The sequence below is a fragment of the Nitrobacter winogradskyi Nb-255 genome (assembly GCF_000012725.1).
GTDB lineage: Bacteria > Pseudomonadota > Alphaproteobacteria > Rhizobiales > Xanthobacteraceae > Nitrobacter > Nitrobacter winogradskyi.
In genome coordinates this window covers 3,154,099-3,167,786 of sequence record NC_007406.1, presented here as the reverse complement: position 1 = coordinate 3,167,786, position 13,688 = coordinate 3,154,099, and the positions used below count along the sequence as shown (strand labels likewise).

The 13,688-nt window shown below is 59.5% G+C and carries 13 protein-coding genes and 2 pseudogenes; 6 read left to right on the top strand and 9 right to left on the bottom strand.

Going from position 1 to position 13,688, the window contains the following annotated elements; translation table 11 throughout:
- Positions 1–57: 57 nt before the first annotated feature.
- From NWI_RS15235 to NWI_RS18065, 3 genes are all read right to left on the bottom strand, one after another.
- Positions 58–465 carry a P-II family nitrogen regulator gene (locus tag NWI_RS15235; RefSeq protein ID WP_244374929.1) on the bottom strand — a complete coding sequence of 136 codons (408 nt, stop codon included), beginning with the start codon at positions 463–465 and terminating at the stop codon, positions 58–60.
- Positions 466–468: 3 nt separating this feature from the next.
- Positions 469–1,419 carry a LysR family transcriptional regulator gene (locus tag NWI_RS15230; protein ID WP_041345694.1) on the bottom strand — a complete coding sequence of 317 codons (951 nt, stop codon included), beginning with the start codon at positions 1,417–1,419 and terminating at the stop codon, positions 469–471.
- 171 nt (positions 1,420–1,590) lie between these two features.
- On the bottom strand, positions 1,591–1,752 hold the full coding sequence (locus tag NWI_RS18065) for a hypothetical protein (RefSeq protein ID WP_187147992.1): 162 nt from the start codon (positions 1,750–1,752) through the stop codon (positions 1,591–1,593).
- Between the two features lie 181 nt (positions 1,753–1,933).
- On the opposite strand from NWI_RS18065, the gene NWI_RS15225 reads away from it, so the two are divergent.
- The 3 genes from NWI_RS15225 (at position 1,934) to cbbX (ending at position 4,915) form a co-directional block, all read left to right on the top strand.
- Positions 1,934–3,403: a form I ribulose bisphosphate carboxylase large subunit gene (locus NWI_RS15225; RefSeq protein WP_011316104.1), complete on the top strand. Its 1,470-nt coding sequence runs from the start codon at positions 1,934–1,936 to the stop codon at positions 3,401–3,403.
- Between the two features lie 11 nt (positions 3,404–3,414).
- Positions 3,415–3,840: a ribulose bisphosphate carboxylase small subunit gene (locus tag NWI_RS15220; protein ID WP_011316103.1), complete on the top strand. Its 426-nt coding sequence runs from the start codon at positions 3,415–3,417 to the stop codon at positions 3,838–3,840.
- Between the two features lie 160 nt (positions 3,841–4,000).
- Positions 4,001–4,915 carry a CbbX protein gene (gene cbbX, locus NWI_RS15215; protein ID WP_011316102.1) on the top strand — a complete coding sequence of 305 codons (915 nt, stop codon included), beginning with the start codon at positions 4,001–4,003 and terminating at the stop codon, positions 4,913–4,915.
- 316 nt (positions 4,916–5,231) lie between these two features.
- On the opposite strand, the gene NWI_RS15210 is transcribed toward cbbX, so the two are convergent.
- A complete protein-coding gene (locus NWI_RS15210) occupies positions 5,232–5,543 on the bottom strand; it encodes a helix-turn-helix domain-containing protein (protein WP_011316101.1) in 312 nt (103 codons plus the stop codon).
- A 454-nt stretch (positions 5,544–5,997) separates the two neighbouring features.
- Between NWI_RS15210 and NWI_RS17225 the strand changes: the two are divergent.
- Both NWI_RS17225 and NWI_RS17220 read left to right on the top strand, forming a co-directional pair.
- A pseudogene (locus NWI_RS17225) lies at positions 5,998–6,748 on the top strand (IS5 family transposase).
- 102 nt (positions 6,749–6,850) lie between these two features.
- Positions 6,851–7,601 (top strand): IS5 family transposase gene (locus NWI_RS17220; protein ID WP_244375027.1). Its coding sequence is split into 2 segments (ribosomal slippage): positions 6,851–7,182 and positions 7,181–7,601, totalling 753 coding nucleotides; the frame shifts between segments, so codons are not numbered across the junction.
- A 47-nt stretch (positions 7,602–7,648) separates the two neighbouring features.
- Here the strand turns inward: NWI_RS17220 and NWI_RS17215 are convergent.
- Both NWI_RS17215 and NWI_RS17210 read right to left on the bottom strand, forming a co-directional pair.
- Positions 7,649–8,418, bottom strand: a pseudogene (locus tag NWI_RS17215) (IS5 family transposase).
- Between the two features lie 93 nt (positions 8,419–8,511).
- A protein-coding gene (locus NWI_RS17210; protein ID WP_148203782.1) for an IS630 family transposase occupies positions 8,512–9,448 on the bottom strand; the annotation gives its coding sequence in 2 pieces (ribosomal slippage) (positions 8,512–9,111 and positions 9,113–9,448; 936 coding nt in all).
- 163 nt (positions 9,449–9,611) lie between these two features.
- Here NWI_RS17210 and NWI_RS17205 point away from each other — a divergent pair.
- A protein-coding gene (locus tag NWI_RS17205; protein ID WP_430691775.1) for an IS5 family transposase occupies positions 9,612–10,381 on the top strand; the annotation gives its coding sequence in 2 pieces (ribosomal slippage) (positions 9,612–9,923 and positions 9,926–10,381; 768 coding nt in all).
- Here NWI_RS17205 and NWI_RS15160 read toward each other — a convergent pair.
- The 3 genes from NWI_RS15160 to NWI_RS15150 all read right to left on the bottom strand — a co-directional run bounded on the left by NWI_RS15160 (position 10,378) and on the right by NWI_RS15150 (position 13,136).
- Positions 10,378–11,328: an IS481 family transposase gene (locus tag NWI_RS15160; protein WP_011316098.1), complete on the bottom strand. Its 951-nt coding sequence runs from the start codon at positions 11,326–11,328 to the stop codon at positions 10,378–10,380. The two genes, NWI_RS17205 and NWI_RS15160, sit on opposite strands and share 4 nt — an antisense overlap.
- Positions 11,329–11,488: 160 nt before the next feature.
- Positions 11,489–12,454 (bottom strand): IS481 family transposase, encoded by a 966-nt coding sequence (locus NWI_RS15155; protein ID WP_011316097.1) that lies wholly within the window; start codon positions 12,452–12,454, stop codon positions 11,489–11,491.
- Between the two features lie 148 nt (positions 12,455–12,602).
- Complete coding sequence (locus NWI_RS15150) at positions 12,603–13,136, bottom strand: hypothetical protein (RefSeq protein ID WP_041345187.1); 534 nt, start codon at positions 13,134–13,136, stop codon at positions 12,603–12,605.
- Positions 13,137–13,688 lie beyond the last annotated feature (552 nt).

Here is a 13,688-nt window from a genome sequence, read left to right as displayed (position 1 = left end):
GGCATCCGGCTGAGCTTATTCAGGCAACCGACTTTTGGTCGAAAAGCCGGTCATGCGTTAAGATTGAGAGCGGGCCATCTCATAGGGATAGGCCGCCACGAACTTAGTCGGGCGGCAGACCTGGATGTCGCTGACGAAAATCACGCCTGAGTGGGCGTCGAAAAACGGCTGAAAGCCATCGAGCAGCGCGTCGGCCAAGTCTTTCGGCACCACGGCGATGATCATGATGAGGGCGTCGTCCTCATTGAACATCAGATGCCCTTCGTACATGCCGTGGTTGCCCTTGCCGGACAGATTGCCGACGATGGTGTAACCCTTGACTCCCGCGCGGCTGAGCAAGTCGGTGGCGAATTGCTTGTGCTCGCCGGCGAGAATGATTTCCAGCTTTTTCAGCGGATGCAGTTTGATCGCGTTCATTTGGCGTTCTTCCTTAGCCTGGGCAAACGAGCGGCGTGCGCTTTTCACGGCTCATTGTTGAAGACCAAAGGCTTGTAACCCCGAGTGGGACGGTGACTGCTTGGGCGAGGCCAACGGGCGCGCCTGCTTGGTGAGGAACGCCAGGAAAGACTGCGCCACCGCTGATAGCCGCTTGCCCTTGCGGTGCACGACGAACCATTGCCGTACGATCGGAAAGCTCTCTACGCGGAGAGTGACCAGGCGGCGTGTCGCCAGCTCCAGCTCCAGGGTGTGCAGCGAGAGAACGCCTAACCCCAGTCCGGCTTCGACGGCTTGCTTGATGGCCTCGCTGCTGCTCATCTCCATCACTGAGTGGAATTCCACGCCGTGACGGGAAAAATGCCGCTCGGCGGCATGGCGCGTGCCCGAATCGGGCTCGCGGGTAATGAAGGGCTGGCAACCCAATTCCGTCAGCGGGATCTTGCGCCGTCTGGCCAGCGGATGCGCGGGCGGGGCGATGACCATCAGCGGGTTGTCGAGGAACCCGCGGGCGACGAGCTCGGCGTCCTCCGGCGGCTGCCCCATGATGGCCAGATCCTGATTCGAGGCGGAGAGCGATTCGAGGATATGCGTCTGGTTGGACACTTGTAGCCGCACCTGCACCTTGGCGTGGGAGGCACAGAAGGCTGCAATCAGCTTGGGCATGAAATAGTTGGCCGTGCTGGCCACAATGAGGTCGAGTTCCCCACGATGGACGCCGCGGAACTCCTCCATCGCTGAAGTGAGGTCACGCATCTTGGCGCCGATGAGCGTGGCGTGGCGATGCAACTCGCGGCCCGCGTCGGTCGGCTGGATCTGTTTTCCGACATAGTCGAACAGCGGCACGCCGATCTGCTCTTCCAACTGCCGCATCTGCATCGAGACCGCTGGTTGGGTCAGGTGTAGCGCGTCGGCTGCGCGCGTAAAGTTCCGCCGACGCACCACTGCGTCGAAGATCTGGAGCTGTCTGAGTGTCAGGTGCATAAACTGATGCATAAGCTACGCTAATATAAACGATAAGAAATAACAATTGGTGTTTAGTACATCATCTCTTATGCTCGGGGCCTGTGAATAGTGGTTACCGACACGATCTTTCAAGCTTCATTGCCTCTTCCATGGCCTTTATAGAGGAAGATTCCGCTCCACCGACCGCTGCTAGTAGTCCGGAAGCCCGATGGTCGCGATCAAGTGGGCGTCCAGTTCGATGTCGGGCGAGAAGGGGTGCCCCGTGATCGCGAAGCGGCATAGCGACGCAAGGCTTGGCGTATCCCTTGGCGAGTAACGACCGTCAGGCTGACGCCGATCCCTGAAGCTCAAGAAGCAGCCGATCGCTGCACAGCGGGAAAGGCCTCAAAAATCAAGGTGATCCCACAGGCTGAGATGGCCGGGCTCTATCGTGCGGGAAAACTTGATCCAGGCATCGCCGATACGGCCGTTGACGCGGCGTGAAATTCGATCCGGAACTTTCGCGGATCACAGAGAGAAGAAGGAGAGATATATGAACGTCCAGAACGAAAAATCGATGACCGTTCGCGGTAAGGACCGCTACAAATCCGGCGTCATGTCCTACAAGAAGATGGGCTATTGGGAGCCGGACTACACGCCGAAGGACACTGACGTCATTTGCCTGTTCCGGGTTACGCCTCAGGATGGCGTCGATCCGATCGAAGCCTCGGCGGCGGTGGCTGGTGAATCCTCGACGGCGACCTGGACCGTGGTGTGGACGGACCGCCTCACGGCGGCCGAAAAATACCGCGCCAAGTGCTACCGCGTCGACCCGGTGCCGGGGGCGGAAGGCCAGTACTTCGCCTATATCGCCTACGATCTCGACCTGTTCGAACCCGGTTCGATTTCCAACCTCACCGCGTCGGTCATCGGCAACGTGTTCGGCTTCAAGCCGCTCAAGGCCCTGCGGCTCGAGGACATGCGGTTGCCCGTTGCTTACGTCAAGACGTTCAAGGGGCCGCCCACCGGCATCGTCGTCGAGCGCGAACGCCTCGACAAGTTCGGTCGGCCGCTGCTCGGCGCCACCGTCAAGCCGAAGCTCGGACTGTCCGGCCGCAATTACGGCCGCGTGGTTTATGAGGCCTTGAAAGGCGGTCTCGATTTCACCAAGGACGACGAGAACATCAACTCGCAGCCGTTCATGCACTGGCGAGAACGCTTCCTCTACTGCATGGAGGCGGTCAACCGCGCGCAGGCAGCGACCGGCGAGATCAAGGGCAGCTACCTCAACGTCACCGCGGCGACGATGGAGGACATGTACGAGCGCGCCGAGTTCGCGAAAGAGTTGGGCTCGGTCGTTGTCATGATCGACCTGGTGATCGGCTACACCGCGATCCAGTCGATGTCGAATTGGGCGCGCAAGAACGACATGATCCTGCATCTGCATCGCGCCGGTCATTCGACCTACACGCGGCAGCGCAGTCACGGCGTGTCATTCCGCGTCATCTCCAAATGGATGCGGCTCGCCGGCGTCGATCATATCCACGCAGGAACCGTGGTCGGCAAGCTGGAAGGCGATCCGCTCACCACGCGCGGCTTCTACGATATCTGCCGCGAGGAGTATAATCCGACCCAGCTCGAACACGGCATCTTCTTCGACCAGAACTGGGCGAGCCTCAACAAGGTGATGCCGGTCGCTTCCGGCGGCATCCATGCAGGCCAGATGCACCAGCTCATCCAGCACCTCGGTGAGGATGTGGTGTTGCAGTTCGGCGGCGGCACCATCGGTCACCCGATGGGCATCCAGGCCGGTGCGACGGCGAATCGTGTGGCGCTGGAGGCGATGATCCTCGCTCGCAATGAAGGTCGCGATTACGTCAGCGAAGGGCCGGAGATCCTGGCCAAGGCAGCCGCGAGCTGCACGCCGCTGAAGCAGGCCCTCGAGGTTTGGAAGGACGTCACCTTCGACTACGCCTCGACCGACGCTCCCGACTACGTGCCGACCGCCGTTCCCGCGGCGTAATGGAGGACATCATGCGTATTACTCAAGGTTGTTTTTCGTTCCTGCCCGATCTGACCGATGATCAGATTTCCCGGCAGATCCAGTATTGTCTCAGCCAGAACTGGGCGGTGAACATTGAGTTCACCGACGATCCGCATCCCCGCAATACCTATTGGGAAATGTGGAATCTGCCGATGTTCGACCTGCCGGATGCGGCAGGCGTGCTGATGGAGCTGAAGGAGTGCCGGAAGGTCTATGGCGACCGCTACATCCGGATCTCCGGGTTCGATTCCAGTCCTGGCTGGGAGTCGGTGAAGATCTCGTTCATCGTCAACAGGCCGAAGAACGAGCCGGGCTTCCGGCTCGAGCGCCAGGAATCCGATAGTCGCAACGTCCGGTACACCACGACCTCTTATGCGGTGGCCGAACGTTCCGAAGGTCAGCGCTATTCATCATGATTCCATCCCGCTAAGGCTGGACGATTTATCCTTTCTGCCGTCCGGCCCGGATGTCCTGCTCCGTCGTCTCCTGACGACGGAGCCTTTCTCCCCGAACGGTTTTCCCGCGAGCAGTCGTCAATAAAGAAGCTCCCGACCGAGGTTATCAGGACCATCTTCGATGCAAGAACAAGTCAACCTTCGCGAGGAACTCGAGGCCGTTGGAATCGGCGAGATACTCAAGCAGCTCGATCAAGAGCTGATCGGTCTCAAGCCCGTCAAGACACGAATCCAGGAGATTGCGTCGCTGCTCCTCGTCGAGCGGATACGCAGGAAAATGGAATTGACGTCGGAGACCCCGACATTGCACATGTCGTTCACCGGAAATCCCGGCACCGGCAAGACCACCGTTGCCCTGCGGATGGCCGATATTCTCCATCGGCTGGGTTATGTACGCCGTGGCCATGTCGTGTCGGTCACGCGCGACGAACTGGTCGGACAATATATCGGCCACACCGCGCCGAAGACCAAGGAGATATTGAAGAAGGCGATGGGCGGCGTGCTGTTCATCGACGAGGCCTATTACCTCCATCGGCCCGACAACGAGCGTGACTACGGCCAGGAAGCCATCGAGATACTGCTTCAGGTCATGGAGTCGCAACGCGAGGACCTGGTGGTGATCCTCGCCGGCTACGCCGACCGTATGGAAAGATTCTTCTCGAGCAACCCCGGCTTCCGCTCGCGCATCGCCCATCACATCGACTTCCCCGACTACTCAAACGAGGAGTTGCTCGCGATCGCGGAGGTGATGCTGCGTCACATGAACTATAAATTCACCTCTGACGCCCGCGACGCCTTTGTACGCTACATCGCGTTGCGCAAGGCGCAGCCCTTGTTCTCCAACGCACGCTCGATTCGCAACGCGCTGGATCGTATTCGCTTGCGTCAGGCCAATCGCCTGGTCGCGGACGAGGACGCCATCCTGTCTGTCGACGATGTTCAGTCGGTAGTCGCGTCCGACGTTCTTGCCAGTCGCGTGTTCGAAACGTCGCAGCCTGCCGTTGTCGAGCAATTGACGGACAAGAGAAGGCGATAATCCTGCCGAGACCGGCCATGTGGCAGCATTCCGCTGTCAGCTATCCGCTCGCGTTCTTCGATGCGTTGCGAGTCAAGGTTGGCGACCAAGACTTTGTGCGCAACAAGGCGGTGTACGTCGCGTTGGGGACTTGGCGAAGCCTGCTCCGGTCGACCGTCAAACGTCAGACCGGGGTGATGGGCGATAGAAGCGAGCGATGCGGTACGTCGCGCCGATGGCGCTGGCACTCCCCACGCGAAGCGCTTGGTGAAGATTTGACGTCCGCAAGGGACATCCGAAAATCATACTTCAGCGAGACCATTTCAAAGAGGGTGAATTATCGAGTTCGCTCCAAGGGCCGCGACGAGAAAGGCTTTGGTTGCTTTATCCCCGGCCTTGTGACGTGTTCCTTGAGTCGGACGCCCCGGCCGCCAGCCAAGCTTTGACTATCCGGACTGATCAACTCGATGCCAGCGTTGTCCAGAGCTGAAACCAGTTTCATCAGGGAATCGACATTGCCGCGGATGACGCCGTCACTGGCTTCCATTCGTTGAATAGTCGGAACTGAAAGATCCGCCAGTTCAGCCATTTGCCGTTGATCTATATCCAGTAGCGCACGGGCAGCCCTGAGTTGATTAGCGGAAATCATGAATTCTGGCAACTCCGATGCGATTCATAGAATATGTTTAAGCCGTATGAAATTTAGTATCAAGCATCAATTTAAATGTAAAACACATCAGCGATGCGTCTGGTGCTTTACAAATGTAAATTGCGCCCTTCCTGCGCGCAAATGATTATCGGAACTCTCCCGCCGAGGTCGGTCAATAGCCGGGTCCAGTGATGCTCTCGCATTCGGCGTGATGCCGCCCTCCGGCCAGCGTAAAACCGTTGATGCGGGCTCTCAAACCGAATTAGAGCGTTTTCCAGCGGAGTGGAATCGGGCTTCGCGGGAAGAAAACGCGCCAAAATATAAAGATAGAATCTTTCACCGTTTCCATGAAGCGGTGAAAGGCTCTAGGCCGGATCGACATTCAGGATTCCCAGGCGGTCTGATCGCTGATTCATAGGGTTCCGTGATTCTGACACGGAGCTGCACGATGGGGATCAAGCGGTATGAGCTGAGCGATCATCAGTGGGCGAAGATTGCACCGTTGCTGCCAGGCAAGGCCTCTGATCCGGGACGGACGGGATCGGATAATCGGTTGTTTGTGAACGGCTGCCTGTGGGTGCTGCGATCCGGCGCGCACTGGTGTGACCTGCCGGAGCGCTATGGTCGCTGGAAGACGGTGCATCGGCGGTTCAGCAGGTGGTGCCATGCTGGTGTGTGGGAACGGGTGTTCTCCACCCTGACAGCCGATCGCGACAACCAGTATCTGATGCTCGACTCAACCATCGTTCGAGCCCATCAGCAGGCGGCTACCGGAAAAGGGGGGCCAAGGATCAGGCGCTGGGGCGTTCCCGAGGTGGACTGACCACCAAGGTCCACATGCTCGCCGATGCGCTGGGCCGACCCTTGCGTTTCATCGTCACCGCCGGGCAGGTCGGAGACATCACACAAGCCCCCGCGCTGCTCGAAGCCCAGGCCGGGGACGCCGTGCTGGCCGACAAGCTTATGACAGCAACGCCTTGCGTGCACTCATCGCCGGCATGGGCGCCGAAGCGGTGATCCCCTCAAACAGGACACGCAAAATCATCATCCCGCATGACGCCGGTCTCTACAAGCACCGCAACCGGATCGAGCGCTGCTTCAACCGTCTCAAGCACTTCCGCCGTTTCGCCACACGCTACGACAGGCGCACCGTTCACTTCACGGGCTTCGTTCACCTGGCCGCAGCCCTGATCTGGCTGCCGTGAATGTCGATCCGGCCTAGGCCGGATCGACATTCAGGATTCCCAGACGGTCTGATCGCTGATTCATAGGGTTCCGTGATTCTGACACGGAGCTGCACGATGGGGATCAAGCGGTATGAGCTGAGCGATCATCAGTGGGCGAAGATTGCACCGTTGCTGCCAGGCAAGGCCTCTGATCCGGGACGGACGGGATCGGATAATCGGTTGTTTGTGAACGGCTGCCTGTGGGTGCTGCGATCCGGCGCGCACTGGTGTGACCTGCCGGAGCGCTATGGTCGCTGGAAGACGGTGCATCGGCGGTTCAGCAGGTGGTGCCATGCCGGTGTGTGGGAACGGGTATTCTCCACCCTGACAGCCGATCGCGACAACCAGTATCTGATGCTCGACTCAACCATCGTTCGAGCCCATCAGCAGGCGGCTACCGGAAAAGGGGGCCAAGGATCAGGCGCTGGGGCGTTCCCGAGGTGGACTGACCACCAAGGTCCACATGCTCGCCGATGCGCTGGGCCGACCCTTGCGTTTCATCGTCACCGCCGGGCAGGTCGGAGACATCACACAAGCCCCCGCGCTGCTCGAAGCCCAGGCCGGGGACGCCGTGCTGGCCGACAAGGCTTATGACAGCAACGCCTTGCGTGCACTCATCGCCGGCATGGGCGCCGAAGCGGTGATCCCCTCAAACAGGACACGCAAAATCATCATCCCGCATGACGCCGGTCTCTACAAGCACCGCAACCGGATCGAGCGCTGCTTCAACCGTCTCAAGCACTTCCGCCGTTTCGCCACACGCTACGACAGGCGCACCGTTCACTTCACGGGCTTCGTTCACCTGGCCGCAGCCCTGATCTGGCTGCCGTGAATGTCGATCCGGCCTAGTGGGTCCTGAACCGGACCATCGTGCTTGACCTAGGTCATCGACTCATTAAATCGCAACCAGATGCGGATTGAGGCGAGCTTGATGGAGGTGAGGAAGTTGTCGTCACGTTTGTCATATCTGGTGGCGACGGCGCGATAGTGCTTGATCTTGTTGAAGAAGCGTTCGACCAGATTGCGCTTGCGATAGAGCCGTCTGTTGAACTGCAAGGCCGCAACGCGATTTGGCATCGGCTTCACATTGGCTCTCGCGCCGCGCGCGGCCAGCGTTTGACGCAGGGCGTTGGAGTCGTAGGCCCGGTCGGCCAGCAGCACGTCGCCGCGTTCGACGGTGTCGATCATGTCCTGCGCGCTACGCCCGTCATGGGCCTGGCCTTCGGTGATCCTGAGGACGATCGGCAGGCCGCAGGCATCCACCAGCGCGTGGATTTTGGTGGTCAGCCCGCCGCGCGAGCGACCCATGCAACGGGATCGCGTCTGTTTTTTTGACCGTTGGCCGCATGTTGATGCACGCGGATCGACGACGAATCGATCATTTGGATGCCGCCATCGTAAGCCTTTGAAACAGCCGACAGAATGCGATCCCACACACCTGCCTTGCGCCACCGGTTGAAGCGGTTCACGCAAGTGGTGTGCGGGCCGTAGCGCGCTGGAATGTCCGCCCACGGCGCACCGGTGCGCAGCCGCCAGAAAATCCCGTTCAGCACCCGCCGATCATCCACCCGTGCAACGCCGCGCGACTTGTTCGGCAACAGCGGCTGGATCACAGACCATTCAAAATCCGTCAGATCAAAACGTGCCATTCAATCCTCCCACCTCTGGAGATTGAATCACGCATCCCGTCCAAACGGAATCCCGTTTATGGGTTCGTGACCTAGAGCCATTTTGGATTGAGATTACGCATAACCGGCGTGATTGAAGAAGTTGATGCATTGGTCTGGAGAGAAGAGATCGAGGATAGAACCGATCCTGTTCCAGAGTGCGGGGATCGATCGCTCGGCGGCCTTTCGCAGATGGGCCTTGAGCTTTGCGAACGCCATCTCGATCGGGTTGAGGTCGGGCGAGTACGGCGGCAGATAGCGCAACTGCGCGCCAGCGGCCTCGATGATTTGTCGAACATCGTCGTTCTTGTGGGCGGGCAGATTGTCCATCACCACGATGTCGCCTGGCTTCAGGGTCGGGACCAGGCATCGTTGCAGGTAGACGCGAAAGATCTCGCCATTCATCGGCTCGTTGATGACAAAGGGAGCGGTGATAGCGTCGTGGCGCAGTGCCGCGACGAAGGTGGTGATCTTCCAGTGACCGTGTGGAATCTTGCCGACCAGGCGTTGGCCACGGCGGCAGCGGCCACGCAATCGCGCCATGTTGGTCGAGGTGCCGGTCTCATCGATGAAGACGAGGCGGGCTGGATCAAGCAGCCCTTGTTGCGCTTTCCAGACCTCGCGGGCCATCGCCACGTCGGGCCGATCCTGCTCGGTCGCGTAAACGCTTTTTTTTGAAGCTGATGCCGCGCCGGTCGTAGAAGCTCCACACCGTTGCCACGCTGACCGTAATGCCGCGCTCGCGCAGCAGGACCCGGACTTCTTCAAGCGTGATATCCGACTGTGCCCCAATCAGGTCGAGCAGCCACGCGGCATGCGGCTCAAGAACCGCGCGACGATGACCGCGAAGGCCGCTCGGCGCCGTTCGTCCGTCAAGCCGCCACTGACGGACCCATTTGATCGCGCTGCTGGCACTCACCGAAAAAACCTTGGCCGCCGAGGTTGCCGAAAGCCCGCCCGCAACCGCACCAATCACCCGCTCGCGCAAATCAGACGAATAGGCCCGTGTCATCGCTGCCTCCGAATCAAGACAGCCAAACCCTGGCCCAGAAAAACCCCTCCGTGAATCCTCAAACGAGTCAGATCAACCCAAAAAGACTCTAGGTCACGAACCCATAAACGGGATTCCGTTTGGACGGGATGCGTGATTCAATCTCCAGAGGTGGGAGGATTGAATGGCACGTTTTGATCTGACGGATTTTGAATGGTCTGTGATCCAGCCGCTGTTGCCGAACAAGTCGCGCGGCGTTGCACGGGTGGATGATCGGCGGGTGCTGAACGGGATTTTCTGGCGGCTGCGCACCGGTGCGCCGTGGGCGGACATTCCAGCGCGCTACGGCCCGCACACCACTTGCGTGAACCGCTTCAACCGGTGGCGCAAGGCAGGCGTGTGGGATCGCATTCTGTCGGCTGTTTCAAAGGCTTACGATGGCGGCATCCAAATGATCGATTCGTCGTCGATCCGCGTGCATCAACATGCGGCCAACGGTCAAAAAAACAGACGCGATCCCGTTGCATGGGTCGCTCGCGCGGCGGGCTGACCACCAAAATCCACGCGCTGGTGGATGCCTGCGGCCTGCCGATCGTCCTCAGGATCACCGAAGGCCAGGCCCATGACGGGCGTAGCGCGCAGGACATGATCGACACCGTCGAACGCGGCGACGTGCTGCTGGCCGACCGGGCCTACGACTCCAACGCCCTGCGTCAAACGCTGGCCGCGCGCGGCGCGAGAGCCAATGTGAAGCCGATGCCAAATCGCGTTGCGGCCTTGCAGTTCAACAGACGGCTCTATCGCAAGCGCAATCTGGTCGAACGCTTCTTCAACAAGATCAAGCACTATCGCGCCGTCGCCACCAGATATGACAAACGTGACGACAACTTCCTCACCTCCATCAAGCTCGCCTCAATCCGCATCTGGTTGCGATTTAATGAGTCGATGACCTAGATGTTCAGTCCCGGCATTTGATGGATTGGATCGATGATGAATCGATCGGGCTCTGAAGTCCATCGTTTGCAGATGAACTCGTAGGGTGTGAGGCCTTTGAGCGTCTTCAGCCTTCGACCGAAGTTGTATGCCTTGATGAAGTCCTGAAGGTGCCGGCGCAGTTGGTCATGATTGTCGTAGTGGAAGCGCTTGACGGTGGCGTCCTTGATGGTGCGGTTCATCCGTTCCACCTGTCCGTTGGTCCAGGGATGGTTGATCCTGGTGAGCCTGTGCTCGATGCCGTTCTCGTCGCAGACGCGATCGAAGATGTGGTGGAACGCATATTTGTGACGGGCGTGGTTGGTGAACTGGATGCCGTTGTCCGTCAGCACCGTGTGGATGGCATAGGGAACTGCCACGATGAGGTTGCGCAGGAACTGAGCCGCGACCATCTTGCCCGCCTCTTGGTGGAGCTCGGCGTAGGCGAACTTCGAAGTGCGGTCGATGGCCACGAACAGGCGCAGCTTGCCCTCAGCCGTCTGCACCTCGGCGATGTCGATGTGGAAGTAGCCGATCGGGTAGCTCCTGAACGTCTTCCTGATCGGCTTGTCGCCTTCGACCTCCGGGAGCCGGCTGATGCCGTGACGGTGCAGGCAGCGATGCAATGAAGACCGCGACAGGTGCGGGATCGTTGGCTGAAGCGCGTAGAGGCAATCATCGAGCGGCAACAGGGTATGCTTGCGGAAGGCGACGATGATCGCCTCCTCCTCGGATGAGAGCACCGTCGAGCGCGGATCTTTCGGTCCCGTCGGAAGGTCGGCCACCGAGGTCCGCTTCTTCCATTTTGCGACGGTCTTCTGGTTGATCCCGTAGCGTTTCGACAGCGCTCTCAGGCTCTCTTCACTATTTTGTATTGCTCGACGGATTGCCTCTGTCGTCGTGGCGCTCCCGTGAAGAACCTGTCCCATAGCGCATCCTTCCATTCTCCGGAAAATAATGCACCATCAAATGCCGGGATCAAACACCTAGAGCATTTTCCGGCGAAGCGGATACCGGTTCGCCGCAAGAAAATGCGACCAGACAACCATCCCTAGAGCATGGTCCGATTCAACTTGATCGGATCATGCTCTAGTTGTTCAGTCCCGGCATTTGGTGGATTGGATCGATGATGAATCGATCCGGCTCTGAAGTCCACTGTTTGCAGATGAGCTCGTATGGTGTGAGGCCGTTGAGGGTCTTGAGGCGGCGGCCGAAATTGTAGGCGTCGATGAAGTCCTGAAGGTGCCGTCGCAACTGATCGTGGTTGTCGTAGTGGAAGCGTTTGACGGTGGCATCCTTGATGGTCCGGTTCATCCTTTCGACCTGGCCGTTGGTCCAGGGATGATTGGGCTTCGTCAGCCTGTGCTCGATGCCGTTCCCGAAGCAGACACGATCGAACATGTGGAGGCGCAGCCTTGCGGTGGGGCCGTTCCTGCGTGAGGGCAGATCGCAGAACTGAGTGCCGTTGTCGGTCAGCACGGTGTGGATCTCGTAGGGCACGGCTTCAATCAGAGCCTTGAGGAAGGCCGCAGCGGTGTGGACCGTGGCGCTCTCCTCCAGACGTGCGAAGGCGAACTTCGAGGTTCGATCGATGGCCACAAAGAGCTGGAGCTTGCCCTCGGCCGTCTGGATCTGGGCGATATCGATATGGAAATAGCCGATCGGATAACACTTGAACTTCCGCCTCGGCGCCTTGTCGCCCTCCACGTCCGGCAGTCGGGATATGCCATGACGCTGCAGACAGCGATGCAGTGACGAGCGCGTCAGATGCGGGATCGTCGGCTGAAGTGCGTAGAGGCAGTCGTCCAGCGGTAGCAGCGTGTGCTTGCGAAAGGCGACGATGATCGCCTCATCCTCGAGCGAAAGTACTGACGAATGCGGCTCTTTCGGCCCGGTCGGCAGATCGGCGACCGAACTACGCTTCTTCCATTTTGCGACGGTCTTCTGGTTGATCCCGTAGCGTTTCGACAGCGCTCTCAGGCTCTCTTCACTATTTTGTATTGCTCGACGGATTGCCTCTGTCGTCGTGGCGCTCCCGTGAAGAACCTGTCCCATAGCGCATCCTTCCATTCTCCGGAAAATAACGCACCATCAAATGCCGGGATCAAACAGCTAGTGAATCCATCGCGACGGTTGGGAGCGGCAGCTGCCCGGCAGTGAAGGCCGGGTTCGAACGCGGATTTAAGCGGGATAGATAGACCAGCTAGTTGTCGCGCGCCGCGATGAGGGCGTCGATATCCCCTTCGGTAAGTCCGGGACGACTCAGCAGGGCTGCTGCGACGCGCTGGATCGCAGGCCAGTTTTCCTGGACCAGATCGGCGGTCTTTTGGGTCGTACGGATGAACAGGCGGTCGAACTCCTCTGTCTCGGGGCCGTCCAACTCGACGTAGCTACCCGGCAACGCCGGCTTGCCGTGCTGCCGCAGAACCAGCATTGCCAGGAGGCTGGTCGCGTTGGCGCGATCCACGCGCCAGCTGCCGTCGCACGCGCGATTCTGGGCCGCGAGGGACATGGGACGATAGTGATGCTGGGCCTGCGGGCCGGCCAGCGCCACAATGGCGTACTTTTCCGGCGCCTCAAGGTCATCGAAGGCGAGATGGGTCGCGCTGGACGCCGTCATCACGGCGCCAGCGCCGTCGAGTGCATCAAGGGTCGCGTAGCTTACCGGAATATCCAGCACGCGCGCGATCACGGCGTGTCCAGCCTCGTGATGCGCGATCATCTCTTTCTTCTCCACGACAACAAGCTCCGATAGGGGGCATCGTCGACACAGCAGCTTCCGTCCGGGCCGCTGTGGCTCCACTTTAAACGACTACCGCCAGTTGCCAAACGCCTCGCGGAATGCCTTGCGCCTCACAATACTGTTGCTGATACAGGTCGCTACGCGTCCATGCGTCGTGATGCGCCCGTCAAAAAGCCTCGCCTCGACGCCTCCACAAGCGATGTTCGCTCGCCGTTCTGTTCTCTCTATCGTCGAATTGAAGATAGGAACAGATCGTCGTCGCTAAAGATCGAACAAGGGTGTGAGAGAAGGACGAACCGGTATCCACTTTGCCGGAAAATGCTCTAGCTCACCTGTGGTAAATCACCGGACGCGATAAGCGCCTCAAGTTGGTCGGCTTGAAGATCATGAGCTTCAGCAAGGCGCGCAAACGTCTCGCGTTTTGCCGTGCTGGTCGCGAGCCTGCTCATGAGCCTGCAGTCCTCGGCTTCTCGCCGAAGCCTTTCCGCCCATTCACGGGTGTCCTTCATTTGCGAATTGCCTTGCTCCGCCGGGTGAGGGTCAAAC